The sequence below is a fragment of the Aeromonas sp. FL131 genome (genome assembly GCF_049860615.1).
GTDB lineage: Bacteria > Pseudomonadota > Gammaproteobacteria > Enterobacterales > Aeromonadaceae > Aeromonas > Aeromonas hydrophila.
In genome coordinates this window covers 1,382,451-1,406,831 of sequence record NZ_CP187595.1, presented here as the reverse complement: position 1 = coordinate 1,406,831, position 24,381 = coordinate 1,382,451, and the positions used below count along the sequence as shown (strand labels likewise).

21 protein-coding genes and 3 tRNA genes are annotated in these 24,381 nt (G+C 56.3%); 10 read left to right on the top strand and 14 right to left on the bottom strand.

The annotated features are described in order from the left end of the window. Window positions 1-12 precede the first annotated feature (12 nt). The 6 genes from ACPW75_RS06725 to lrp form a co-directional block, all read right to left on the bottom strand. Entirely contained in the window at window positions 13-501 is a 489-nt protein-coding gene (locus tag ACPW75_RS06725) for a CvpA family protein (protein WP_011705745.1), read from the bottom strand. Window positions 502-687: 186 nt separating this feature from the next. Beyond that, the gene (gene serS, locus ACPW75_RS06720; protein ID WP_011705744.1) at window positions 688-1,983 is read right to left on the bottom strand and encodes a serine--tRNA ligase; all 1,296 of its coding nucleotides are present in this window, start codon (window positions 1,981-1,983) and stop codon (window positions 688-690) included. Window positions 1,984-2,322: 339 nt separating this feature from the next. Next, the gene (locus ACPW75_RS06715) at window positions 2,323-3,660 is read right to left on the bottom strand and encodes a replication-associated recombination protein A (RefSeq protein WP_077095946.1); all 1,338 of its coding nucleotides are present in this window, start codon (window positions 3,658-3,660) and stop codon (window positions 2,323-2,325) included. 152 nt (window positions 3,661-3,812) lie between these two features. After that, window positions 3,813-4,421, bottom strand: coding sequence for an outer membrane lipoprotein chaperone LolA (lolA, locus tag ACPW75_RS06710; protein ID WP_011705742.1), 609 nt, complete (start codon window positions 4,419-4,421; stop codon window positions 3,813-3,815). A 77-nt stretch (window positions 4,422-4,498) separates the two neighbouring features. Beyond that, on the bottom strand, window positions 4,499-7,021 hold the full coding sequence (locus ACPW75_RS06705; protein ID WP_077095947.1) for a DNA translocase FtsK: 2,523 nt from the start codon (window positions 7,019-7,021) through the stop codon (window positions 4,499-4,501). A 201-nt stretch (window positions 7,022-7,222) separates the two neighbouring features. After that, window positions 7,223-7,714, bottom strand: coding sequence for a leucine-responsive transcriptional regulator Lrp (lrp, locus tag ACPW75_RS06700; protein WP_005300047.1), 492 nt, complete (start codon window positions 7,712-7,714; stop codon window positions 7,223-7,225). Window positions 7,715-7,863: 149 nt separating this feature from the next. Here lrp and ACPW75_RS06695 point away from each other — a divergent pair, with 149 nt between their 5' ends. From ACPW75_RS06695 to ACPW75_RS06685, 3 genes are all read left to right on the top strand, one after another. Continuing rightward, on the top strand, window positions 7,864-8,094 hold the full coding sequence (locus tag ACPW75_RS06695; RefSeq protein WP_077095948.1) for an alanine dehydrogenase: 231 nt from the start codon (window positions 7,864-7,866) through the stop codon (window positions 8,092-8,094). 604 nt (window positions 8,095-8,698) lie between these two features. Then, window positions 8,699-9,649, top strand: a complete 951-nt coding sequence (trxB, locus tag ACPW75_RS06690) for a thioredoxin-disulfide reductase (RefSeq protein WP_017409663.1) — start codon at window positions 8,699-8,701, stop codon at window positions 9,647-9,649. Between the two features lie 57 nt (window positions 9,650-9,706). Next, the gene (locus ACPW75_RS06685) at window positions 9,707-10,954 is read left to right on the top strand and encodes a response regulator (RefSeq protein ID WP_039214578.1); all 1,248 of its coding nucleotides are present in this window, start codon (window positions 9,707-9,709) and stop codon (window positions 10,952-10,954) included. 110 nt (window positions 10,955-11,064) lie between these two features. On the opposite strand, the gene ACPW75_RS06680 is transcribed toward ACPW75_RS06685, so the two are convergent. Beyond that, window positions 11,065-11,535 (bottom strand): glycine zipper 2TM domain-containing protein, encoded by a 471-nt coding sequence (locus tag ACPW75_RS06680; protein WP_077095949.1) that lies wholly within the window; start codon window positions 11,533-11,535, stop codon window positions 11,065-11,067. A gap of 19 nt (window positions 11,536-11,554) precedes the next feature. Between ACPW75_RS06680 and aat the strand changes: the two genes are divergently transcribed. From aat to infA, 3 genes are all read left to right on the top strand, one after another. Continuing rightward, complete coding sequence (gene aat / locus ACPW75_RS06675; RefSeq protein WP_029303253.1) at window positions 11,555-12,262, top strand: leucyl/phenylalanyl-tRNA--protein transferase; 708 nt, start codon at window positions 11,555-11,557, stop codon at window positions 12,260-12,262. After that, complete coding sequence (locus ACPW75_RS06670; protein ID WP_011705735.1) at window positions 12,259-12,975, top strand: arginyltransferase; 717 nt, start codon at window positions 12,259-12,261, stop codon at window positions 12,973-12,975. The genes aat and ACPW75_RS06670 overlap by 4 nt, the downstream gene beginning before the upstream one ends. A 69-nt stretch (window positions 12,976-13,044) precedes the next feature. Beyond that, entirely contained in the window at window positions 13,045-13,263 is a 219-nt protein-coding gene (gene infA / locus ACPW75_RS06665; protein WP_005300033.1) for a translation initiation factor IF-1, read from the top strand. A gap of 69 nt (window positions 13,264-13,332) precedes the next feature. On the opposite strand, the gene clpA is transcribed toward infA, so the two are convergent. Both clpA and clpS read right to left on the bottom strand, forming a co-directional pair. After that, complete coding sequence (gene clpA / locus ACPW75_RS06660; RefSeq protein ID WP_024944043.1) at window positions 13,333-15,585, bottom strand: ATP-dependent Clp protease ATP-binding subunit ClpA; 2,253 nt, start codon at window positions 15,583-15,585, stop codon at window positions 13,333-13,335. Between the two features lie 59 nt (window positions 15,586-15,644). Beyond that, on the bottom strand, window positions 15,645-15,962 hold the full coding sequence (clpS, locus tag ACPW75_RS06655; protein ID WP_005300028.1) for an ATP-dependent Clp protease adapter ClpS: 318 nt from the start codon (window positions 15,960-15,962) through the stop codon (window positions 15,645-15,647). Window positions 15,963-16,190: 228 nt separating this feature from the next. Here clpS and cspD point away from each other — a divergent pair, with 228 nt between their 5' ends. Next, window positions 16,191-16,409 carry a cold shock-like protein CspD gene (gene cspD, locus ACPW75_RS06650; RefSeq protein ID WP_005300025.1) on the top strand — a complete coding sequence of 73 codons (219 nt, stop codon included), beginning with the start codon at window positions 16,191-16,193 and terminating at the stop codon, window positions 16,407-16,409. 107 nt (window positions 16,410-16,516) lie between these two features. Here the strand turns inward: cspD and folD are convergent, their stop codons facing one another. Beyond that, window positions 16,517-17,380, bottom strand: a complete 864-nt coding sequence (gene folD, locus ACPW75_RS06645; protein WP_077095950.1) for a bifunctional methylenetetrahydrofolate dehydrogenase/methenyltetrahydrofolate cyclohydrolase FolD — start codon at window positions 17,378-17,380, stop codon at window positions 16,517-16,519. A gap of 203 nt (window positions 17,381-17,583) precedes the next feature. On the opposite strand from folD, the gene ACPW75_RS06640 reads away from it, so the two are divergent. The 3 genes from ACPW75_RS06640 to ACPW75_RS06630 all read left to right on the top strand — a co-directional run bounded on the left by ACPW75_RS06640 (window position 17,584) and on the right by ACPW75_RS06630 (window position 17,898). Then, window positions 17,584-17,660, top strand: a tRNA-Pro gene (locus ACPW75_RS06640). Window positions 17,661-17,696: 36 nt separating this feature from the next. Continuing rightward, window positions 17,697-17,773: transfer RNA gene (locus tag ACPW75_RS06635), tRNA-Arg, on the top strand. Between the two features lie 49 nt (window positions 17,774-17,822). Then, window positions 17,823-17,898 (top strand) — tRNA-His (locus tag ACPW75_RS06630). A gap of 436 nt (window positions 17,899-18,334) precedes the next feature. Here ACPW75_RS06630 and ACPW75_RS06625 read toward each other — a convergent pair. From ACPW75_RS06625 to ACPW75_RS06610, 4 genes are read right to left on the bottom strand one after another with little or no spacing between them, the layout of a single operon-like run. After that, window positions 18,335-19,246 carry a hypothetical protein gene (locus tag ACPW75_RS06625; protein ID WP_143238969.1) on the bottom strand — a complete coding sequence of 304 codons (912 nt, stop codon included), beginning with the start codon at window positions 19,244-19,246 and terminating at the stop codon, window positions 18,335-18,337. 1 nt (window position 19,247) lies between these two features. Next, on the bottom strand, window positions 19,248-21,782 hold the full coding sequence (locus ACPW75_RS06620) for a hypothetical protein (protein WP_077095951.1): 2,535 nt from the start codon (window positions 21,780-21,782) through the stop codon (window positions 19,248-19,250). Between the two features lie 9 nt (window positions 21,783-21,791). Continuing rightward, window positions 21,792-23,837, bottom strand: a complete 2,046-nt coding sequence (gene tssI / locus ACPW75_RS06615; RefSeq protein ID WP_077095952.1) for a type VI secretion system tip protein TssI/VgrG — start codon at window positions 23,835-23,837, stop codon at window positions 21,792-21,794. Window positions 23,838-23,847: 10 nt separating this feature from the next. After that, window positions 23,848-24,135: a type VI secretion system PAAR protein gene (locus ACPW75_RS06610; RefSeq protein WP_017411057.1), complete on the bottom strand. Its 288-nt coding sequence runs from the start codon at window positions 24,133-24,135 to the stop codon at window positions 23,848-23,850. Window positions 24,136-24,381: the final 246 nt, after the last annotated feature.

Below are 24,381 nucleotides of genomic sequence, written 5' to 3'. Positions count from 1 at the left end.
ACCTCGAAGTCACTATACCTGTTTAAGAAAACTCGATGAGTTCAGCATGAACCCGAAAAACCACTGGATGACCGGCTTGAACTCGGGCACCAGCTTGGACGCCGTCCACCAGTCGCTCTGGGAGAGATTGGTGAAGGTATCCATGAAAAAAAGCAGGGCACTGACGATCAGTACCCCGCGAATAGCGCCAAAACAGATGCCAAGCACCCGATCGGTCCCGGACAGCCCTGTCTTGTCCACCAGCAGCCCCACCACGTAGTTCACCACGCTGCCGAGGATCAGGGTCGCCACGAACAGGGCGGCGATGGCCAGGCCGTTGCGCACCAGCGGGTCGCTGAACGAGGTGAAGTAGATGGCGAGATCCGAATAGAAATGGCTGGCGATGAAGAAGGCGACGAACCAGGTGACAAGAGACATGGCCTCCTTGACGAAGCCGCGCACCAGGCTGATGAGAGCAGAGAAACCGACGATGCCGATGATGGCGTAATCAATCCAGACCATAGAAAAAGATGTCCTGCGAAATTGCGGCGCAGTCTAACAAAAACGATTGCGCAATGCTTGATAAAAATGTGTTAACGGTTCAAACAGGCGGCGAACCAGCGCATTCACGGCCCATTGAAACGGTTGACCGACGCCAGAATGCACAACGCCATGGCATGCCATGGCGTTGTCGTCTGCAATGAGCGCTTACCCGATGTGGGTCAGGCCGCCCATGTAGGATTGCAGCGCCGCCGGGATGGCGATGCGGCCGTCTTCCTGCTGGTAGTTCTCGATCACCGCCACCAGGGTGCGACCCACCGCCAGGCCGGAGCCATTCAGGGTGTGCAGCAGCTGCGGCTTGCCATCGATGCGCACGCGAGCCTGCATGCGGCGAGCCTGGAAGTCGGTGCAGTTGGAGACGGAGGAGATCTCGCGGTAGGTGTTCTGGGCCGGCAGCCACACTTCCAGATCGTAGGTCTTGGCCGCGCAGAAGCCCATGTCACCAGTGGAGAGCGCCATCACGCGATACGGCAACTCCAGCAGCTGCAGCACCTTCTCGGCATGACCCGCCATCTCTTCCAGCGCTTCCCAGGATTTCTCCGGGTGCACCAGCTGTACCATCTCGACCTTGTCAAACTGGTGCATGCGGATGAGGCCACGGGTATCACGACCGTAGGAGCCCGCTTCTGAACGGAAGCAGGGGCTGTGGGCGGTCATCTTGATGGGCAGTTCCTGCTCGTCAAAGATCTCGTCGCGGGCCATGTTGGTGAGCGGCACTTCGGAGGTCGGGATCAGGGAGAACTTGCGTACCTTGCCCTCTTCTTCCCCTTCGCCGTCGATGCCGGTATTGAACAGGTCTTGGGAGAACTTCGGCAGCTGGCCGGTACCGTACAGGCTGTCCGGGTTGACCAGATAGGGCACGTAGCACTCGGTGTAACCGTGCTGCAGGGTGTGCAGGTCCAGCATGAACTGGGCCAGCGCGCGGTGCAGACGGGCAATCTGGCCCTTCATCACCACGAAGCGGGAGCCGGAGAGCTTGACGCCGTTCTTGAAGTCAACGCCCTTGGCCGCTTCCCCCAGATCGATGTGATCGCGTACCGGGAAGCTGAACTCGCGCGGGGTGCCCCAGCGGCGCACTTCCACGTTGTCGTTCTCGTCACGGCCAACCGGGGTGGTGTCGCTCGGCAGGTTGGGGATGGCGTCCGCGATGACCTTCAGCTCGGCCAGCAGGGCATCCAGCTCGACCTTGCTGGTCTCGAGCTCTTCGTTGATCTTGGTGACCTCGGCCTTGAGCGGTGCAACATCTTCGCCGCGACGGGCAGCCTCACCGATGGATTTGGAGCGGGCGTTGCGCTCGGCCTGCAGCTCCTGGGTACGGGACTGCAGATCCTTGCGTTTCTCTTCCAGAGCATTGACAGCCGCTACGTCCAGAACGTAGCCACGTGTCGCCAGACGAGCGGCAGCTTCGGCGATATCGCTGCGCAGATATTTGGGATCCAGCATGGTTTACCTACTTTTTTAAAATGGGATCTGGGCCTGAGTCATCATGACGGGCTGGAAAACAGATCCGGAAGTTAACATCGGTTGGCGCACCCCTGTCGTCTTTCAGAATCGGGCCTATGGTGAGCAGGCCTTCGAAATCAAGAAGATGGCACCAGGCCAAGACAAGCGGGGTCAGAGGGCCAGTGTATCAGACCGCCCCCCCGCCCGAACAGGGACTATTGCGCCCGTTTTGCCCTGTTTTCCGGGGGATGACGACCTGGATCAAATCGGCTGACCAATTAACGCGCAACCCAGCAAGACAGACCCGGGAGAGGCTCGCTACCAGCCGCCATTGCATCACTATTTGTCCCGTTGCCGCGGGCTCTGCCGATCCAGCTCATGCAGATAGTCGAGCTTCTGGGCTATCTGCTTCTCCAGCCCACGCTCGGTGGGCTGATAGTACTGCTTGCCGGCCAGCTCGGGCGGGAAGTACTGCTCGCCGGCAGCATAGGCACCGGGCTCGTCGTGGGCGTAACGGTACTCGGCGCCATAGCCCAGCTCGCTCATCAGCTTGGTCGGTGCGTTGCGCAGGTGCGGCGGCACCTCGAAATCCGGCAGGTTCTTGGCATCGTGAAGCGCCGCCTTCCAGGCGGTGTAGACCGCATTGCTCTTGGGCGCACAGGCGAGGTAGACGATCGCCTGGGCGATGGCCCGCTCCCCTTCCGCCGGCCCGATGCGGTGGAAACAATCCCAAGCCGACAGGGCGACCTGCATGGCACGGGGATCGGCATTGCCCACATCCTCGGAGGCAATCGCCAGCAGCCGGCGCGCAATATAGAGCGGATCGCAACCGGCGCTCACCATGCGGGCATACCAGTAGAGCGCCGCATCCGGCGCCGAGCCGCGAATGGATTTGTGCACCGCCGAGATGAGGTCGTAGAAGTGATCGCCCCCCTTGTCGAAGCGCGCCACGTGCTCCCCCACCACGGCGGCCAGCAGGGTGCTGTCGATAAGCTTCTGGCCGCTGCCGTCGGGCTCGGCCATGTCAGCCAGCAGCTCCAGGTAGTTGAGGGACTTGCGCCCGTCCCCATCCACCGCCTTGGCCAGCGCCTCCTTCACCCCGGGGGCGAAGGTCAGCGCCGGATCATTGAGCCCGCGAGCGTCCTGCATCGCCTGATCGATCAGGGTGAGGATGTCCTCCTCCTCCAGCCGTTTGAGCAGATAGACCCTGGCCCGGGAGAGCAGCGCGTTGTTGAGTTCAAACGAGGGGTTTTCGGTGGTGGCGCCGATGAAGGTGATGGTGCCGTCTTCGATGTGAGGCAGGAACACGTCCTGCTGGCTCTTGTTGAAACGGTGCACCTCGTCCACGAACAGGATGGTGCGCACCCCGCGCCAGCTGTTCTCCTTGGCCTTGTCGATGGCGGCGCGGATCTCCTTGATGCCGGAGGTGACCGCCGAGAGCCGCTCGACCTCCGCCTGGCAGTAGTGAGCCATCAGTTCGGCCAGCGTGGTCTTGCCGGTGCCGGGAGGCCCCCACAGGATCATGGAGTGGCAGTGGCCGGCCAGGATCGCTTTGCGCAGGGGCTTATCAGGCCCCAGAATATGTTGCTGACCGATATACTGCTCGAGGGTTTGCGGCCGCATCCGGGCCGCCAGCGGACGAAAGTCCGACGAGAAATCCAGCGACAAGTTGCTCATCTGTTTTGACCGTTCAATATCACGCACACAGCCATGGAAAAACGGCCCGACCAGACATCCAATAAGAAGTTACTCATCTGTGTTGACCCCCAGCGTCACGCCCGTTGCCATTGGCAGACGGGCCGACCAGAAATCCAGCGACCGTCTGCTCATCAGCGCTGATCGTCCAGCGCGACCCCCTTCGGGATCTTGAAGACAAATTCGTTGCCCTTGAGCACCGGCTTGCGGTTGAAGTTGCTCAGAGTGAACTCGCTCCACTGGCCCTGGGCCTCTTTCACGTCGAAGCGGCTGATGTTGTTCTGCCTGTCGAAGGTGATGCGGAAGGAGGCGATCAGCTCGTCCTGGTTGCGACTGGTGACGGTGTAAACATCCCCTTCCTGGGTCACGTCATAGTTCTTCCAGAGGCTGTTGTCGTTGCCGGCGATCAGCACGAAGGGGGTGTTGAGCACGGCATCTTTCATCTTGAGGGCGGTCACCTGCTCGACGAAGGGATCATAGACCCAGACATCCTTGCCATCGGCCACGATCAGGCTCTCGTCCGGCGAGGTGGTGTGCCAGTTGAAGCGATTGGGGCGCTGCACCAGCAGATCGCCGCCGGCGCGCTGCAGCTCCTTGCCCTTGCTGTCATAGACGGTCTGGGCAAACTTGGCGGAGAAGAGGCTCACCCCCGCCAGCTTCTGCTTGAGATCGCTGGCCGCGTCGGCCCACACCTGGCTGCTGGCAACCAGCAGCACAGTGCCCATCAACAGTTGTTTTTTCATCATGCTTTTCATAACGACTATCTCGATAAAAGGCCACGCCCGCAGGGGGCATGGCCAGGATGATAGAGGGGTGAGGCTTAGTCCCGTACCGGTGGCGGGGCCAGCACGTCGCGCTGACCATTGCCGCCCGGGGCGCTGACGATACCCTGGTTTTCCATCTGCTCGATGAGACGGGCCGCCCGGTTGTAACCGATCTTGAACTTGCGCTGCACGCTGGAGGTCGAGCCGCGGCGCGACTCCACCACGAAGGCCACCGCCTCGTCGAACAGGGGGTCGAGCTCTTCGTCGTCACCACCGCCATATTCGCCGCTACCGCCCTCGCCGCCGGATTCACCGGAGAGGATCTCCTCGATGTAGTTCGGCTCGCCGCGCAGTTTCCAGTCCGCCACCACCTTGTGCACCTCGTGGTCGTCGACAAAGGCGCCGTGCACCCGGGTCGGGTTGGAGGTACCGGCCGGCATGTAGAGCATGTCGCCCATGCCGAGCAGGGATTCGGCGCCGCCCTGATCGATGATGGTACGGGAGTCGATCTTGCTCGACACCTGGAACGAGATACGGGTCGGGATGTTGGCCTTGATGAGACCGGTAATGACATCCACCGACGGACGCTGGGTCGCCAGGATCAGGTGGATACCGGCCGCCCGCGCCTTCTGGGCGATACGGGCGATCAGCTCCTCCACCTTCTTGCCGACGATCATCATCATGTCGGCAAACTCGTCCACCACCACGACTATATGGGGCAGCTTTTCCAGCTCAGGCGGCATCTGATCCATGGAGTCGCCTGGACGCCACAGCGGATCCAGCAGGGGTTCTCCCTCCTCGATGGCCGCCAGCACCTTGTCGTTGTAGCCCTTGAGGTTGCGCACCCCGACCGCCGACATCAGCTTGTAGCGACGCTCCATCTCGCCCACGCACCAGCGCAGGGCGTTGGCGGCGTCCTTCATGTCGGTCACCACCTCGGTCAGCAGATGGGGGATCCCCTCGTAGACCGACAGCTCCAGCATCTTGGGGTCGATCATGATGAAGCGCAGATCGTCCGGCGTCGACTTGTAGAGCATGGAGATGATCATGGTGTTCACCCCCACCGACTTACCGGAGCCGGTGGTACCGGCCACCAGCAGGTGGGGCATCTTGGCCAGATTCACCACCACGGGTTCGCCGGCAATGTCCTGACCCAGCCCCATGGTGAGCGGGTTGCGGCTGCCCGAGAACGCCTCGCAGTCGAGGGTCTCGCGCAGGTAGACGGTCTGACGCACCCTGTTGGGCAGCTCGATCCCGACGAACGTCTTGCCCGGGATCACTTCCACCACCCGCACGCTGCTGGCCGACAGAGAGCGGGCCAGATCGCGGGAGAGGTTGGTGATCTTGCTCGCCTTCATGCCAGGCGCCAGATCCAGCTCGAAACGGGTGATGACGGGGCCCGGATAGACACCCACCACCTTGGCCTGCACGTTGTAGTCGGCCAGTTTCGCCTCCACCAGTCGGCCCATGCGCTCCAGCTCATCCTTGCTCATCATCTGGGTCTTGGCGGGCGGACGGTCCAGCAGCTCGATGCTGGGCAAGGGTGGCAGCCCAGGTTGCAGGCGGCGCTTGGGCTTGCCGGGCGTGGGAGCCGCCGGTGCTGGCGCCTCCTCATCTCCTTCCGCCCAAGGCAGATCCAGATCATCGTCCTCGTCATCGGCCGTGACCAGGGCAGGCTGATGACGGGCACCGTTGGTGGCTGCTCGCTTGGCCTTGGCCACCGGGGCCGGCTCGTCATCTTCATCGTCAAACTGCGGGTCGAACTGGAAGGTATCTTCATCAAGCTCGGGCAGCCATTCATCGGACTTGGCCTTCTGGCTCTTGGCGCTGGCCTTTTCCTTGGGACGACGGGTCCAGCTGGAGTGCGGTTCATCTTCCTCGTCATCGAGCTCGATGGCCCCCACGCCCCCTTCCAGCAAGGGATCCGGTCCCTCAACGCGAGGCTGGCGCCAGCCACCGGTCAGCCAGCGGCCGAGGGTGGTGGGAAAATGGTAAACGGCGCTGACCGAACCGGTGCAGGCGGCGCCGATCCGCTCGACGATGGTCAGCCAGGACCAGCCGGTGAACAGGGTGATGCCGGTGGCCACGAAGCAGAGCAGCATCAGGTTGGCACCGACTCCGCCAAACAGCGGCACCACGGCGGAGGAGATCACGTCCCCCACCAGGCCGCCGGCGGAAAAATTCTGCAGATCATTGAAGTTCATGCTGGCGATGGCGGACATGCCTAGCACAGTCAGCACGAAACCGACGATGCGCACCGACAGGGTGAGGTAATCCACATCAAGCAGCCGGCTTGGACGCCAGAACAGGCTCCAGCCCAGCAGCACGACCAGGGGAGGAACCAGATAGGAAAACGCCCCGAAGGTAAACATGGTGATGTCGGCGAGCCAGGCCCCCGCGCTGCCGGCGAGGTTTTTCACCTCCCCTTGCCAGGAGGTCTGGGACCAACCGGGATCGGCGGGGTGGTAGGACAACAGGGCAAGCAAGAGATAGGCAGCCATCAGGGTGATGGCGATCAAGACGGCTTCGAAGATCCGTTGTGTACCTGATAAAGGAGTAAACAGCTTTTTATCGGCCAAACTCCGGCTCCTTTCTGAAAACATGTAATGCAGGGGGATAAGGGGGCCTAGTATCCCTGAAAAGCCCACCGGTTGTCAGCCAGTGCCTGGCGTGGCGGCCATATTCACAACCAACTCGATAAGAAGAAACGAGCGGACCGGCCGCTCGTTTCTGAATGTCGTGACTTGTCGCAAGGCTGGCAAGCCACAGCATAACCCGACTCAACGGGTGCTGATCACCAGACGACTGCTCTGTTTGACCTCTTCCATCACCACATAGGTGCGAGTGTCGTTGACACCGGGCAGACGCAGCAGGGTTTCCCCCAGCAGACGGCGATAGGCCGACATGTCGCTGACTCGGGTCTTGAGCAGATAGTCGAAATCGCCGGAGACCAGATGGCACTCCTGGATCTCCTCGAGCACCTGAACAGCCTTGTTGAACTGTTCAAACACATCGGGGGCACCGCGATTGAGGGTAATTTCCACGAATACCAGCAGAGACGCGTCCAGATAATGAGGGTTCAGAATGGCGGCATACCCTTCGATATACCCTTGTCGCTCGAGGCGACGAACCCGTTCCAGACACGGTGTAGGACTCAGGCCAACTCGTTTGGACAACTCAACGTTCGAAATTCTGCCATCCTTTTGCAGCTCATTCAGAATGTTGCGGTCAATCCTGTCCAAATCCTTTAGCCGACTCTTAGCTTCCATCATTTATTCCATCCTTTGGCTATTTTTTGGTAAGAATCACCAGTCATTTTATAATTATGGTCACAAATCCTGTCAATACCTGAATATGCAAGGCGCAAATGTTGCCAAACTAGCTTGCAACATAAACCACCAATCGATAGTCGAGGGATAGCATGATTATCGGTGTACCTAAAGAAATAAAAAACCATGAATACCGCGTAGGCATGGCTGTGGCCAGTGTACGTGAACTGACAGCACGAAACCATACTGTTTTCGCCCAAAGCGGCGCAGGAAGCGGCATTGATTCAGGTGGTGCAGATTATCGCGCTGCCACTGTCGCTATTTTGTCCTGCATTGCAGCAATTTTCACCGCGGCCGGCGTATCCATCAGACTCAAAACATAACGCCCCCCCCTCCCTGCGTCTTCGTCACAACTGCCCGGCAATGATTTGGCATTCCCCCTGCAAGATAACGGGAGGTCGCCATCGTGAATGTGCCCACCAGGAGAGCGGCCACCCCAGCGAAATCCTCCCTCATGTCAGTGCGCGGCCTGAGAATGTGTGCCCCCCCCTCATGGGGCGGGCTTGGCCTGAGGTGCTGTATTACAAAGCACCGGCAGCGAGGGCTACTGCGCCAAAACTTGTCAATCGCGTCTAGATCGCCGCCACACCAGCGGACAGGATCAGCCGAGCGGGCTACGCCCGCTGGCATACACGGCTGCAAACGCCCTTCCCCACCTCATCAATAGAAATGCGCACCACGTCCGGCAAGCGCCAGCGGATACCAAGCGCCACCTCTCACATCACCATGGAGTGAGAGCCATTTTGCTCCTTATCAAGGTGCACCAGACCCGGTTGAGGAGCCTTCCGCGACAGGGCATGTTTTCAGCCCTTTCTTACCCCCCACCCACCCCGCCAGCCGATTGATACAATCGACTCACTGGCCTTTGACCCCTTATCACGAATTACCTACAATCGCGCAAACTCATCACGTCTCGGAAATCACATCATGAGCCAAGTCACTCATAGCAAACTGCTGATCCTGGGGTCAGGCCCGGCGGGCTACACTGCCGCCGTCTATGCCGCCCGTGCCAACCTCAATCCGCTGCTCATCACCGGCATGCAGCAAGGCGGTCAGCTGACTACCACCACCGAAGTGGAGAACTGGCCCGGTGACCCCGAGGGTCTGACCGGTCCGGCCCTGATGGAGCGCATGAAAGAGCATGCGGAGAAGTTCGACACCCGCATCCTGTTCGATCACATCAATGAAGTGCAGCTGACCCAGCGTCCGTTCCGCCTCAAGGGCGACAACGGCGAATACACCTGTGATGCGCTGATCATCGCCACCGGTGCCTCCGCCAAGTACCTGGGCCTGCCTTCCGAAGAGGCCTTCAAGGGCCGCGGCGTCTCCGCCTGCGCCACCTGTGACGGCTTCTTCTATCGCAATCAGGAAGTGGCCGTGGTCGGCGGCGGCAACACCGCCGTGGAAGAGGCGCTCTATCTGGCCAACATCGCCAAGAAGGTGCACCTCATTCACCGTCGCGACGAGTTCCGCGCCGAGAAGATCCTGATCAAGCGTCTGCACGACAAGGTGGCCAGCGGCAATATCGTACTGCACACCCACCAGACTCTGGACGAAGTGCTGGGCGACGACATGGGGGTGACCGGTGTGCGTCTGCGCAACACCCAGAACGACACCACCACCGACCTGCCACTGATGGGCGTCTTCATCGCCATCGGTCACCAGCCCAACACCCAGATCTTCGCCGACCAGCTGGATATGCAGAACGGCTATCTGAAGGTGCGTGGCGGCCTCGACGGCTTCGCCACCCAGACCAGCATCGAAGGGGTATTTGCCGCCGGTGACGTGGCTGACCACACCTACCGCCAGGCCATCACCTCGGCCGGTACCGGCTGTATGGCCGCCCTCGATGCCGAGCGCTATCTGGACGCGCAATAAGCACAAGGGATATAAAAGGCATGCCGCGAGGCATGCCTTTTTACTTTAAGGAGCCGGATGAAACAGAAAATATTGATAGTCGAGGACAGTCTGACCATTCGACGGATGCTGATCCAGGCCATTGCGCAGCAAACCGGGCTGGAGATCGATGCATTCGATACCCTGGAGGGTGCCCGCCACTGTCGGGGAGAAGAGTACGTGGTGGCATTGGTGGATCTGACCCTGCCGGATGCCCCCAGCGGGGAAGCGGTCAAGGTGTTGCTGGAGCGGGGCTTGCCGGTGGTGATCCTCACTGCCGATATCAGCGAGGAGAAGCGTGCAGCCTGGCTGGAGGCGGGAGTACTGGACTATGTGATGAAGGATTCACGCCACTCCCTGCAATACGCCGTCAGCCTGGTTCATCGCCTCTACCTCAACCAACGCATCGAAGTACTGGTGGTCGATGATTCACGCACCTCCCGCCACCGCACCATGGCCCAGTTGCGCAAGCAGCTGCTGCAGGTGCACGAGGCGAGCCACGCCCGCGAGGCCCTGGCCCAGCTCGAACAGAACCAGGCCATTCGGCTGGTGCTGGTCGACTACTATATGCCAGAAATTGACGGGATCAGCCTGGTGCGCATGCTGCGCGAGCGTTACAGCAAGCAGCAGCTCGCCATCATCGGCATCTCGGTGTCGGACAAGCGCGGCCTCTCCGCCCGCTACCTCAAGCAGGGCGCCAACGACTTCCTCAACCAACCGTTCGAACCGGAAGAGCTGCAATGCCGGGTCAGCCACAACCTGGAAGCGCTGGAGCAGTTCAACAGCATCCAGGAGTCGGCCAATCGCGACTACCTGACCGGGCTCTACAACCGGCGCTACTGGTTCAATGAAGGACAGAAATGGTTCGAGGAACACCAGCGTCAGGAGACGCCCCTTGCGCTGTGCGTGCTCGATGTGGATCACTTCAAGCAGGTGAACGATCACTGGGGTCATGCCATCGGCGATCAGCTGCTCTGCCACCTCACCCGGCTGCTCACCCAGTTCTTCCCCGATGCCATGATCGCCCGTTTTGGTGGCGAGGAGTTTGCCCTGATGGTGCCCCACTGCACCGTACCGGTGCTGCTCAAACGGCTGGAGGGGCTGCGCCAGCAGATGCGCCAGCAACCGCTGTCCAGGGAGACGCCGCTGTTTGTTCGCGCCAGTTTCGGGGTGATCAAGGTCGGGCGCGGTTCCATGGACGAGGCACTGAGCGAGGCGGATCGCCTGCTCTATCAGGCAAAGAACACCGGCCGTGACAAGATAGTGTCGCAGGACTCATCGGCCTGACGTTACCTCGCCAGATGTTCTCCGTGTAGTACCCGCCCGACAGCTTGCCCAGCCGGCAGCCCGTCGGGTCACTTCTCCCTCCTTGATGACCGCCTGAGCCAGCGCCTGCTTCAATAGGTCTTGTCGACCCGCACGCCATCGTCGAAATAGAGGATGCGCACCTTGTCGCCGTTCATGAACACCATGGCCGGATCGTAATCCTGAATGACGTTGACCAGCCCGTTTTGCTCGTTGCGAATAAGCAGCTCCACCAGCTTGTTCTCCACCACGCTGCCGCCCAATTGATACTGCTGCGCCGCGGCCGCCCCCGCCAATGCACCGACCGCAGTAGCAATTTCACGGCCATGACCGCCACCAAACTGGTTGCCAAGCAGCCCCCCCAGGACGGCGCCGCCCAAGGTTTTCCAGCCGGAGTGTTCTGACTCCAGAATCTGGCGCTGGGTGATGTTGCGCACCGTCTCGACCTGACCAAACACCACCTGATTCACGGGTCTTGCCGTATTGCGCTCGTAGACCTGCGCCCAGGCGGGCGCAGTGACAAAGCAAAACAAGCTGGATACTATCAGGATAATGGCCTTCATCTATGAACCTCGTTACCTTATGTCTCGCTATCTTACCCAATTGGATGATGAGCTGTGCTGGTTTCCCGACCCCGAGCATGCCCTGGAGGAACCCAACGGCCTGCTGGCGATCGGCGGGGATCTCTCCCCTGCCCGCCTGCTGGCAGCTTACCACAAGGGGATCTTCCCGTGGAATGAACCCCACCAGCCGCTGCTGTGGTGGTCACCGGATCCCAGAGGCGTCATCCGGCCTGAACAGCTGCATATCGGTCGCACTCTGCGTAAATTTATCCGTGGTACCTCATTCGATATTTCCATCGATCGCGCCTTTAATGAGGTTATAGCGGCCTGCGCCGCGCCCCGTCGCAGTGCCAGTGGAACCTGGATTAGCACACCCATGATCGACGCCTATCGACAATTGCACCGCCTTGGCCATGCCCACTCCATCGAGATCTGGCAGGAGGGCCAGTTGCAAGCCGGCCTCTATGGCCTCTCCCTCGGCCGGGTGTTCTGCGGCGAGTCCATGTTCAGTCGTATCGACAACGGTGCCAAACTGGCCATGGTGGCCCTCTGCCGGCACTTCGCCCGCCATGATGGCGCCTTGATCGATTGCCAGATGCAGAACGATTTTTTGGCCACCCTGGGAATAGAAGAGTGGCCGAGACGCCAATTTTTGACGACGCTGGCACAACTGAGCCGACAACCGCTGGCGGCCAATTGCTGGCAAACGGGGAGCATTCTGTTATGACCGAAGAAGTGATCCTCAAGGTAGGGCTGACCCCGAAGCACCAATGCAGCTATCTGGGTCATGAGCAGGAGCAATTGCTGGTGTTGATGGATCACAGCCTGCTCAATGCCAGCGGCTACGAACGGCTGCTGACGGCCGGCTTTCGGCGCAGCGGCAACGACATCTATCGTCCCCACTGCCCGGCCTGCAATGCCTGCCAGTCCCTGCGCATCCACAGCGAGCGCTTCGTGCCGAGCCGCAGCCAGAAGCGGATCCGCCAGCTCAATCAGGATATCGAACTGGTGCTCAGCTACGACGACAAGCCCGAGTACTATCAGCTCTATGAGCGCTACATTCGCGAACGCCATCATGACGGCAGCATGTATCCCCCCAGCCGCACCCAGTACAAGGGCTTCCTGCACTGTGACTGGATGCCGCCCCTCTATCTGGAAATGCGCAAGGATAACCGGCTCATCGGGGTCGCAACCACGGATCTGCTGCCCCATTCCCTCAGCGCCATGTACACCTTTTTCGACCCGGCCCATGCGGATCGTTCCCTCGGTACCTTCGCCATTCTGAGTCAGTTGGAACTGGCCAGAAGAACCGGTCGGAGCTGGCTATATCTGGGCTATCTGGTGGAGGAGTGCCGCAAGATGAATTACAAGCGCCAGTATCTGCCCCATGAACGGTTGATACAGGGGGAATGGAAAAATATCGACAGCAAGCCCGAGTAAACTTTACACATAGCCTTAAATCCGGCATGATCCAGCGGATTTTTTGTTGTGGCTTATCAAGAGGATTCAATGGCTAAAGAAGACAGTATTGAGATGCAGGGCACTATTCTCGAAACCCTGCCCAATACCATGTTCCGTGTGGAACTGGAGAATGGTCACGTGGTTATCGCTCATATTTCCGGCAAGATGCGCAAAAACTACATCCGTATCCTGACTGGGGACAAAGTAACGGTAGCTCTGACTCCGTACGATCTCTCCAAGGGACGTATTGTTTTCCGCTCTCGCTAAGCCAGGAATTCAGCAAAAAACCCCAACCTTCCGGTTGGGGTTTTTTGTGGTTTTCCAACAGCGTTAAGCTTAGTGGGAAACAGCTTCAACATTGACTTGATAGTCAAAGCTGAGGCTGTCATTTATCAACTCAACCTTCACTACCCCCCCATCGACCAAGGATCCGAACAGGATCTCATTGGCAAGGGGTTTCTTGAGGTGTTCCTGGATGACCCGTCCCATGGGTCTCGCTCCCATGGCCCTGTCATATCCCTTCTCGGCCAACCAGTGGCGGACACCCTCGGACACTTCAAGAGACACGCCCTTGGCATCCAGTTGTACCTGCAACTCGACGATGAACTTGTCGACCACCTGATGTATCACCTGCATATCCAAATGGTTGAACCAGATGGTGTGATCGAGCCGGTTGCGAAACTCCGGGCTGAACGTCTTGTTGATCACCGCCATGGCATCGTGGCTCATATCCTGTTGCTGGAAGCCGATGGATTTGCGCTGGGTCTCCTGCACGCCGGCGTTGGTGGTCATCACCAGGATCACGTTGCGAAAATCCGCCTTGCGCCCGTTGTTGTCAGTCAGGGTGCCGTTGTCCATCACCTGCAGCAGCAGGTTGAACACATCCGGGTGCGCTTTTTCGATCTCGTCCAGCAGTACCACTGAGTGCGGGTGCTTGAGTACCGAATCGGTCAGAAGTCCACCCTGCTCAAAGCCCACATAGCCGGGAGGTGCCCCGATCAGGCGAGAGACGGTGTGGCGTTCCATGTACTCCGACATGTCAAAGCGCAGCACCTCGACGCCAAGCGCCTTGCCCAACTGCTGAGTGACCTCGGTCTTGCCCACCCCGGTCGGGCCGGCAAACAAGAAGCAACCCACGGGGCGCCGCTCATTACCCAAGCCCGAACGTGACAAGCGAATGGAGTCGGTCAGCACCTCGATGGCCTTGTCCTGACCAAATACCACCATCTTGAGATTGCGCTCCAGATTCTTCAGCACCTCCTTGTCGGAAGAGGAGACTGATTTCTCCGGGATGCGAGCAATCTTGGCCACAATGGCTTCGATCTCCTGCACATTGATCACTTTCTTGCGCTTGCTCGCCGGCAGCAGCCGTTGTCCGGCACCGGCTTCGTCGATCACGTCGATCGCCTTGTCAGGCAGATGGCGGTCATTGATGTACTTGGCAGAGAGCTCCACCGCGGCGCGGATGGCCTTGACGGTATAGCGCACCCCATGGTGAGCCTCATAGCGGCTCTTGAGACCCATCAGGATGCGAGTGGTATCATCCACGCTAGGCTCGACGATATCGATCTTCTGGAAGCGACGCGCCAGAGCACGGTCCTTTTCAAAGATCTGGGAGTATTCCTGATAGGTGGTGGAGCCGACACAACGCAGCAAGCCATTGGAGAGCAGCGGCTTGATGAGGTTGGCCGCATCCAGCTGACCACCGGAGGCCGCCCCTGCCCCTATGATGGTGTGGATCTCGTCGATGAACAGGATCGCCCCTTCCTGGCGCTCGATCTGCTTGAGCAGCACCTTGAGGCGCTTCTCGAAATCACCGCGATATTTGGTCCCCGCCAGCAGCGAGCCCATGTCCAGGGAATAAATGGTGCTGCCCGCAATCACCTCGGGCACATCACCCTTGACGATACGATAGGCCAACCCTTCGGCGATGGCCGTCTTGCCCACCCCTGCTTCACCGACCAGCAAGGGGTTGTTCTTGCGACGGCGGCAGAGCACCTGGATGGTACGGTTAAGTTCCTGATCTCGTCCGATGAGCGGATCGATACGCCCTTCCAGCACCAGCTGATTGAGGTTGGTGGCAAAGCTTTCTATCTGGGCGGCAGACACATCGTCGTCGGACTCTGCATTGTTGCTGCTGTTGTCCGGCTTGCTGTCTTTGCGCACGCCATGGGAGAGGAAATTGACCACATCCAGTCGGCTGATCTCGGCCTTTTTCAGGAAGTAAGCGGCCTGGGACTCCTGCTCGCTGAAAATGGCAACCAGCACGTTGGCGCCACTGACTTCCGTGTTGCCCGATGATTGAACATGGAACACGGCGCGTTGCAGCACCCGCTGGAAGCCCAGTGTGGGCTGGGTTTCACGATCTTCATCATCACGGGGAATAAGCGGGGTTGTTTGACTGATGAATGCGCTGATCTCTTTGCGCATCAGCTCCACGTCAGCACCACAAGAACTCAGCGCCTCATGGGCTGAGCTGTTATCCAGCAGGGCTAACAACAGGTGCTCGACAGTCATGAATTCGTGGCGCTCGTCACGGGCCAGTTTGAAAGCCTCGTTCAGCGTCTTTTCTAGATCTTTATTCAACATAGGCACCTCCCCTAGTACAGCAACAATGTGGTGTCGTCATCGCCATCAAGTCATCAGATTCAAGCCTTTTCCATGGTACACAGCAGTGGATGTTCGTTGTTACGTGCATAGGTGTTGACCTGGACCACTTTGGTTTCGGCAATCTCGGCGGTGAACGTGCCACAGACTCCTTTACCACTATAATGCACGCTCAGCATCACCTGAGTGGCCTTGTCCAAATCCATACCAAAGAACTTTTGCAGCACCTCCACCACGAACTCCATCGGTGTGTAGTCGTCGTTGTTCAGGACGACCTTGTACATGGGTGGCGGTTGCAGCTTGGTTTTCTCTGCTTCTGCAATCTCTTCATTAGCAAAGAGTTCTTTCTGCTTGCTCATAATCGCGCTTTGGTACCTCTAGATTACTACCGCCTAACACAAGATTGTCAATAGACTTGTTAACCAGATCACATCAGTTGTTAACAACTCCTTGACTCGCTCAAAAGTTAGACTAGATTGGTTACTTGCTAATCGGCGCCCGTCTGCTATGGGCTATGTTACTAGTTATAAAGGGCTGGCGCAGGTTACTCAACGACTTCAAGGTAATCAATAAAAGGATGTAGATGTATGGCAACCGGAACAGTCAAGTGGTTTAACAACGCAAAAGGATTTGGGTTTATCTGTCCGGAAGGAGGTGGTGAAGATATCTTCGCCCACTACTCCACGATACAAATGGAAGGCTACAAGACGTTGAAAGCAGGTCAAGCAGTCAACTTTGAACTGCAGCAGGGGCCGAAAGGCAATCACGCCTCTGTCATTGTGCCAAACGAAGCACAGAACATGTAAGAGTCGAACTGGATAAATAAAAAAACCGGCAAGCCGCAAGGTTGCCGGTTTTTTTATTACTGCAATTCACAGGAGAAGTTCGTTCACCCGAGCAGACTACAAGGAAATCATTGCGCGTTGTCGTGATAGTCCTGACAGGCGCTCAGGGTATTTTCCATCAGGCTGGCAACCGTCATGGGGCCAACCCCGCCCGGCACAGGCGTGATGAAGGAGGCATGATTGCGCGCGGTCTCAAACTCAACGTCACCGACCAGAGAGCCGTCTGCCAACCGATTGATGCCCACGTCGATCACCAGCGCCCCCGGTTTGACCCACTCACCCGGAATGAAATTGGGTTTGCCAACTGCCACCACCAGCAGGTCAGCACGGCGAACCTGATCTTCCAGATCTTGAGTGAAACGGTGACAGGTAGTGGTAGTGCAACCTGCCAGCAGCAGCTCCAGCGTCATCGGCCGACCGACGATGTTGGAGGCCCCGACTACCACCGCATGCAGACCATGCGTTTTTACACCAGTCGCTTCAATCAGCGTCATGATGCCTTTGGGCGTACAGGGGCGCAGTGCCGGAATACGCTGTGCCAGCCGACCCACGTTGTAGGGATGGAAACCATCCACATCCTTGTCGGGGCGAATACGCTCCAATACCTGAGTCGTATCACAATGGGGCGGAAGCGGCAGCTGCACCAGAATACCGTCAACGTCTGCGTCTTCATTCAGCTTATCGATCAGTGCCAGCAACTCTTCCTGGCTCGCCGTCGTATCCAGATCGTAAGAGCGGGAGATAAAGCCTACCTCTTCGCAGGCGCGCCGCTTGCTGCCGACATAGACCTGCGAGGCAGGATCTACCCCGACCAGGATGACCGCCAAGCCCGGCGCCCGTTTTCCTTGTGCCAACCGCTGTTGGACTTGCGCTGCGACCTGATTGCGAATCGTTTGCGCAACCTGTTTTCCATCAATGATTTTGGCAGACATCGTTCTTCACTCACCATGTGTTCAACTGCCGCGCATTGTCGCATTTTTTTGCCACGGGTGTTAGCGGCTCTCGCATGGAGGGCAATAAGTAGGCATTTGAATTCATTGGTGGAAAAATTCGTTGACGCTGGCTTTCCCGCTTGGGTATGATGCCGGCCCGTTGCCCAGTACAGCCGCTGTCGCTATGCTGGAGACGAGATTTTCGGTGATTAGCGCAGCCCGGTAGCGCATCTGGTTTGGGACCAGAGGGTCAAAGGTTCGAATCCTTTATCACCGACCAGGTTTTTCGACATGCCGCCAGGCTTGTCGAGGCAATGCGCCCTTAGCTCAGTCGGATAGAGCAACGGCCTTCTAAGCCGTGGGTCGCAGGTTCGAATCCTGCAGGGCGCGCCATTGATGATATGTGTCTCCCCGATGCAAACATTGATGGATATTTTCAGTGGTGGCTGTAGCTCAGTTGGTAGAGTCCCGGATTGTGATTCCGGTTGTCGTGGGTTCGAGCCCCATCAGCCACCCCATTATCCCTTTCAGAAAACATCCAATCTTATCGATTTAAATCCGGTAGACATAAACCGCTCTCCCAATGTCCTAACCGTTGCTGCAAAAATGCCCGCAATGGGTCGCACAGGCGACACTCTAAAAGGCATAAGTATTGGTGCTGGAGGTCGCCAGCAACCCGTATCAGACCTTGTGGGTATCAAATTGGTATGAATCGGTGGGGTTAATGTAGCCAGACCTGGAGTGCTATTTGGAACACTACTCACCAGAGGTGACATCAGAGCAAAACAATAGAAAGACAACCCCCCTCCTAGCACATATTCAAGAAGGTTCTGAAATTGATACCGAAAGAAGCACACACTAGAGTAGCGTAAACAAGACACCGGCTTGAAGCCGGTGTCAGATGATTACTATATTTATACAAACTAGACCAACACTGATGATCTACATAACTGACTACTTTACTCCAAAATTAATATCAGAGCATAATAAAGAACCGCTTACTTCTTTATTTTTTTCATTTATATAAACAACTTCACAAAGATGATTACTATCATCACTATAAAGATAATTAATAAAGTCCCCCTTAATCAGGTATGACGTAGTTACCTTTCCACCTCTATAAATATATGCTTTTCTAGAATCAACCTTGGCGGGGTTAAAATTCATACACAAACCATCATTCTCCTCATATTTAGCGCCAACTAGAAAAACATTTCCATTTCTGCTCATCTTGGTCTCAAAGGATATTGTTTTTTTATTTTCATAATAAACTACCCAAGGAGATTTTTTATAGCGTTTACAACTATCTCCGGAGATAATTAAATACTCATAATCACCAGCAATAAGAGACTCTTTACTTTCATACACTTTATTTAAAGTCGTATTTTTATCTCTATATGAGACGATAGCAAGATAATCATTTTTACCACTAATAAGACGAGATGTATCAATATCACTAATCTGTCTAGATATTTTATCAGAAAATGATGCTATATAGCTCTCAACATTTCCATACCCATTTACTATCTTTTTTTCTAGACCACAAAACCCTGTTTTATCATAAATTCCATTTTTATTGCTTTTAAATTCTATATAAATACAATCAATGTAAAAATCATCATTATGATATATTAATGTCGCATAAGATGAAAAACTATTCAATGAGTTACTATCATTGACAATAGCCGGTTTACCATTAAAAAAATCGAACCACCGTTCTGAATTACCAGAGCTATTTTCATCAAAATCAAACGATTTTTTCACCTCACCATTCATTACATAAACTTCCCCATCATCCTTACTATACTTTATTTCATGAGATGAAGCCCCAAAAGATACAAAAAGCAATAATAACATACGTAACATATCAGAATTCCTTTGAAGCTATAGATGTTACTTCTAACAGTGATTGAAATTTTTCTGCATAAGATGCAATCAATGCAGCAGCATCATTGCCATTTATTATTTTTCTTGCGGAAACATAGTTCATCGATGACTCATTGATATAATCATCCAACGATGAGCCAGTAAAAATCCCTTCCTCCATTCCCCATATCATAATCGAAACTGCATAGTCAAAATCGGCGGCCTTCTCAGGGAAGTTAACAAAATCAATACCAATATTGTCTTTTGCTCTCTGATAATTTTTTTTCCATGTAAGATGAACACAGCCTCGGCCTCTGTATTTATATCCATCACCTTCCACCGTGTTTCCATTTAATATTGCTCGTTCTCTACGTTTAGGCGTATCAGCTAATATTGGGTCATACTTATCAAAATAGCTAACTGAACCTACTTCAGGTTTCTCACTAAAGTACTCACCGGAAACAAAATGATATGTCTCATGCCTAGCAGTTGCTAACATATAGGCAATCTGATAAAGATTAGCCTTGTACAAGCTATTATTTGCATAGTATTTATTAATGTTAGCTATAAGCTTTCGGAGGTTTTTTTCAGACTGAGAAGATAGGGCCGGAGTTCCTGCTGAAAAACTCATATGCATTTCTTTATATTTCAGAACAAATTCATCGACATTTATCAACCAATCAAATCCCTCCTCCTTTATAACCATCTTCATTGGTGAAAAATGCCAGACCGCCTTATCAAGCTTTAACTTGGCAGCACTCTGCATCCACTCCAGCTTATCGATACGCTGTTTTTCGTGATCCACCAGTTGGTCAAAATCTGGCAGGCCAATTTTTGTCATCAATTTATCTAGCCACAGATAACTGCTGGCTGATGATTTTTCATACCACTCACTGGGATGCTTGACGATTAGCTTGTGAAGTTTTTCTGCATTGCTGATGTTTTGCAGGGCAACCTGTATCTCATCACTGTTAAGTTCACCATTGCCATCGGAATCAAAGCTCTTGACCAGATCGGTGAAAAAGGCTGGAGGTGCATCAGGATCCAGATAGCCGTCGGAGCCTGAACCATCGACCTTTTTAAAACCAATCTTCAGCCAGTCATGCTGGCTCAACAGTTCCACTGACTCTTTCTTGACATACTTTCCTGACGAAACACAGACCCACTCCTGCTTGGCGGCATCTTTTTCAAGCGTGGGTGATTCAACCAGTTCTTCCTGACTTTTGTCAGCAGTCGCTACCCAGAGATCTTTACCATCCTGCTTTTTCTTTTCGTATAAGACGAGTTCCGCCGGGACCTTGGCATAGGTAGCACCGCCTTTTGTTCCCGCCTTGTTGGCCAGCACATCGTCAAGACGAGGATCTTGGGTGAAGACTTCAAGATGGACTTGATGCTTGCTCTTTTTGCCTCCAATCAGAGAGCTTGGCGTTTCCACCAAGCCGAGATAGCCTATGGTCTCACCTGCGGCAATGGCCACGGGAGATGGCAACACATAGAGTTCGCCAAGATGGGAGGGAGGAAGCGTATTTGCCTTGATATATTTGTCTTCGACGCATACCCAGGCGACACCACAACTACTTGGCACACCGTCCACACTCGGCGTCACATATTTGCATCTGGCCATCTTGCGCGCCTTGTCACCATCCCAATGGAATTCGAGTTGGTGTGCATCATACTGCAACTTGGTACCGGCAGGCAGAGAAACACTTTTCTTTCCCACCACCGGACGACCTGTAGGCCCATCAACTCCAGGATCCGCACGGCCAACCATATTAGTCAGCAGTTCCGCCTCTATCTGATCGAATAGCCAGGTAGGCAGGTTGGGTTTAATCACCTCAACAGCAGCCGGACTATTGGCGATCCAGACCGAACTCCCTTGACTGACCACAACACCGGCCTTCTCGGCCTCTTTCATCTGGGTATTGGACAGCTTGCTCTTGATCGTCACCTTGATGAAATCATACTCCTTGCCCCCAACGCTCCCCTTTTGAGGAGGCGTGTTACTGTCCATTTCCAGTTCGGTATTTTTAGGTAGCGTGAAGCGCGGCAAAGCGGCATCAACACGTTGCTGCTCGGCATCAGGATTGGCATGGGGAACGGAATTGCGCGCATTCCACCCCTTCTTCAGTACCAGCTTCTCGGTACTTTGGTACTGATCCCAAGGCAGAAGATGCATATAGAGCGAATAGAAGGTGAACTCGTTTTTCGCCTTGGTCTCTGCATTCACTTCACAATATTCATGCTGTACCAGGCAGAAGCAGTTGGAATAACGCAAGGACTCCCCCTGAAATTCAGAGGTCAGGTAATCCTTCATCATCCGGAAGGCCACCACCTTGCCATCGGCCATGGCTCTGACAGGATACTTATCCTTGCACCAAGGGGCACTCTTGTCGCTGATATGAATGCCGCCATGCCATTTGTTGTGATTGCCAAGAAGATAGTGACCCGATTGCTCGCCATTGATCAGCGCCGTCAATGCCTTGACGTCTTTGAACTCTTCCCCTGTGGCAGTGAGGATGGGAAATGCAAACTTCATGCTGTTTCCTTATTCAGAAAAGAGATAAAACGCACCGGGCTTCTCTTCTTTCAAGAGCGCCTCCATCGCCTTCTCGGTAGGAAGGGCTTTGACCAGTTCAACCAGTTCCGGAGCTTTGACCACCTCAACCCCCTTGGGCACCACGGGGGCCTTGCCACCCCAGCCTGATCCTGACCCTGCGCTGCCACCGGCATTGAGTTTGATGGCGGGGCCCACCAGCTTGATGCCGCTAGGATCCACTTTCACAAAGCTGCCGCCGCCCTTGAGGGTGATCTCGGAACCAGCCTCCAGCACCAGCTTGTCGCCCACCTTGATATGCACTTCCTGCCCGGCTTCCACCAGCAGAGACTGCCCCAGCTTCTGATGCAGGCTGGCATCCACCGTCAGCGAGTAGTCGGCTTTTATCTGGTCGCGCTTCTCACCCTCCACCGTCAGGTGGTCATTAGCCTTGATGCGGGTCACCCGCTCATTGTCGATATCGGTATGCTGGTCGTGCTTGATGTGCCAGGCGGCATCATTCTCGATAAGCACGTTCAGGTCTTTCTGACCGTGGATATAAATCTCTTCCTTGCCAGCCTGGTCTTCAAAACGCAGCTCGTTGAAACCCTCACCCTGGTGGGTTTCGGTGCGCAGCACGGTGCGGGTCTTGTTGGCTGGCAGCTCATACGGCGGCCGATTGGTAGCGTGGTAGGTGCGACCAGTCACGATGGGCTGGTCGGGGTCCCCTTCCAGAAAGCTCACGATGACCTCGTGCCCGATGCGCGGGATGGCCATCATGCCGTACTGACCGCCGGCCCAGCCCTGGGAGACGCGCACCCAGCAGGAGCTCTGGTCGTTGGAGCTGCCGTAGCGGTCCCACGGGAACTGCAGCTTCACCCGGCCGTGCTCGTCGCAGTAAATCTCCTCACCGTCGGGACCCACCACCATGGCGATTTGCGGGCCATCCACCATCGGCTTGTGAGGGGCTTCCGGGCTGCCGATGCGCGCCCGCCAGGTGGTACTCGCTTTTACTACCCCGAATTCGTTGTGGTAGACAGTGGGGCCGCTGCCCCCCTCCTCTTCCAGTGCCTGTGGCTGCAAGCCGGTGTGCTGGATGCGCACGATTTGCCAGTCGGTGTTGAGGCTGCCGTTGGGGTGTTCGGTGAGCGAGAAGCTCTGCCCCGGCTGCAAGGCCGCGCAGTTGGACTTAGCCTGGCCCGCCACAGCATCGTTGCGCAGGGCATCGAGCCGGTGCTGGGCAAAGGCCTTGCCGCTGCCATCCTGCTTGTAACGGCCCGGATAGTCGAAGTGCTGGTAGGTATCGCGTTGATGCTCGAGCTCCGCGCCTTGCTTCTTGTGGGAGAGACCGTAGGCAGGCGTCTTGAAGCTGTAGTCTTTGAGCTCCACATCGCTTGGGCGCACTGCCTCGCGGTAGTGGAACTGCCGCACATAGAGGCCTTGCTCGAGGGAACGGTTGCCGAGGTTGAAGAAGAGTTCGGGGCCAGCGGTCAGGGCTGCCGCGTCATCGGCAAACACAATGCGGTGCTTGCCCGCTTCAAACTCGTGGAAGTAGAACATCCCCTCTTCGGCGGCGAGGCGATTGAGGAACTCGAGGTCGGTTTCCCAGTACTGAACGCAGTATTCCCGCTTGGCGTGCTCGTTTTTCAGGGCAAAGGCGTAGTCGGTGATGCCGTGCTCTTGCAACAGGATGGAGAGGATTTCGTCGGGCTTCTGCGCCTGGAAGATGCGGGAGTTCTGGCGCAAAGAGAGCCGCCACAACGCCGGCTGCACCATGAGCTGATAGCGGGTGTGGCGAAAACCGCTGTCCCCTTGCGCGAAGTCACTGACCACCCCGCACACCCGACGCTGCAGCTCGCCGTTGTACCACACCAGCAGCTCGCAGGGCTGGTCCAACACGGCGCCAAAGTCGATGTCTGGCTGGGCACTCGCCAGCTCCAGGCGCAGGCTGAACGGCCGGTTCAGCCCTTCATCCAGCGCAAACTCGACCACCACGAAAGTGCTCTCGGGCAGCGCCCCCACCTTGACGGTAAATTGTAATCCTGTGCTGTCTGCCATGAAGCGCTCCTTAACCTGCCTGTCCGCTGCCTGAGCCAATCACCACACCGCCGCAGCCGACGGCGGTACCGGTCACGGCGATGGGCTTGCCGTTAACCAGCACAGAGCCGACGCCGCCCGAGATGCTGCGCGGATGGGGTGGATTGTTGGGTTTGTCGTGGGGGGCCAGCGGATCACCCTGGCGGGCCACCGGTTTGCCATCGAGGAACACATCCGGGCTGGCAGCAATCACGGGGGATGGGTGGAAACCATCGTGGTCGGTGCCGATGTCACCGAGCAATGCAATAGAAGGGCACATCTGGATTCTCCGTGGGGCAACCATGGTGCAAGCGCAGTCTGGTGCAGAGACAGTTGGAACGGCGACCCAGCAGCCTCCATGCCATGGCTAAGTCGTCCACAATCACATTAAAAATCAGTCAATTACGATTCAAGCTCGCGGCATCTGACCAATCTGCTGCAATCCATTGCGCAAGACAGGGCAAGTTTCCCGGCAAACCTTGCCTTGCCAGTCAAACTCACCACAGCTTGCGCAATTTTTTGCTCA

Coding starts and splice junctions, on each gene's coding strand:
- ACPW75_RS06725 (WP_011705745.1), bottom strand. CDS start 501: ATGGTCTGGATTGATTACGCCATCATCGGCATCGTCGGTTTCTCTGCT.
- serS (WP_011705744.1), bottom strand. CDS start 1,983: ATGCTGGATCCCAAATATCTGCGCAGCGATATCGCCGAAGCTGCCGCT.
- ACPW75_RS06715 (WP_077095946.1), bottom strand. CDS start 3,660: ATGAGCAACTTGTCGCTGGATTTCTCGTCGGACTTTCGTCCGCTGGCG.
- lolA (WP_011705742.1), bottom strand. CDS start 4,421: ATGAAAAAACAACTGTTGATGGGCACTGTGCTGCTGGTTGCCAGCAGC.
- lrp (WP_005300047.1), bottom strand. CDS start 7,714: ATGATGGAAGCTAAGAGTCGGCTAAAGGATTTGGACAGGATTGACCGC.
- ACPW75_RS06695 (WP_077095948.1), top strand. CDS start 7,864: ATGATTATCGGTGTACCTAAAGAAATAAAAAACCATGAATACCGCGTA.
- trxB (WP_017409663.1), top strand. CDS start 8,699: ATGAGCCAAGTCACTCATAGCAAACTGCTGATCCTGGGGTCAGGCCCG.
- ACPW75_RS06685 (WP_039214578.1), top strand. CDS start 9,707: ATGAAACAGAAAATATTGATAGTCGAGGACAGTCTGACCATTCGACGG.
- ACPW75_RS06680 (WP_077095949.1), bottom strand. CDS start 11,535: ATGAAGGCCATTATCCTGATAGTATCCAGCTTGTTTTGCTTTGTCACT.
- aat (WP_029303253.1), top strand. CDS start 11,555: ATGTCTCGCTATCTTACCCAATTGGATGATGAGCTGTGCTGGTTTCCC.
- ACPW75_RS06670 (WP_011705735.1), top strand. CDS start 12,259: ATGACCGAAGAAGTGATCCTCAAGGTAGGGCTGACCCCGAAGCACCAA.
- infA (WP_005300033.1), top strand. CDS start 13,045: ATGGCTAAAGAAGACAGTATTGAGATGCAGGGCACTATTCTCGAAACC.
- clpA (WP_024944043.1), bottom strand. CDS start 15,585: ATGTTGAATAAAGATCTAGAAAAGACGCTGAACGAGGCTTTCAAACTG.
- clpS (WP_005300028.1), bottom strand. CDS start 15,962: ATGAGCAAGCAGAAAGAACTCTTTGCTAATGAAGAGATTGCAGAAGCA.
- cspD (WP_005300025.1), top strand. CDS start 16,191: ATGGCAACCGGAACAGTCAAGTGGTTTAACAACGCAAAAGGATTTGGG.
- folD (WP_077095950.1), bottom strand. CDS start 17,380: ATGTCTGCCAAAATCATTGATGGAAAACAGGTTGCGCAAACGATTCGC.
- ACPW75_RS06625 (WP_143238969.1), bottom strand. CDS start 19,246: ATGTTACGTATGTTATTATTGCTTTTTGTATCTTTTGGGGCTTCATCT.
- ACPW75_RS06620 (WP_077095951.1), bottom strand. CDS start 21,782: ATGAAGTTTGCATTTCCCATCCTCACTGCCACAGGGGAAGAGTTCAAA.
- tssI (WP_077095952.1), bottom strand. CDS start 23,837: ATGGCAGACAGCACAGGATTACAATTTACCGTCAAGGTGGGGGCGCTG.
- ACPW75_RS06610 (WP_017411057.1), bottom strand. CDS start 24,135: ATGTGCCCTTCTATTGCATTGCTCGGTGACATCGGCACCGACCACGAT.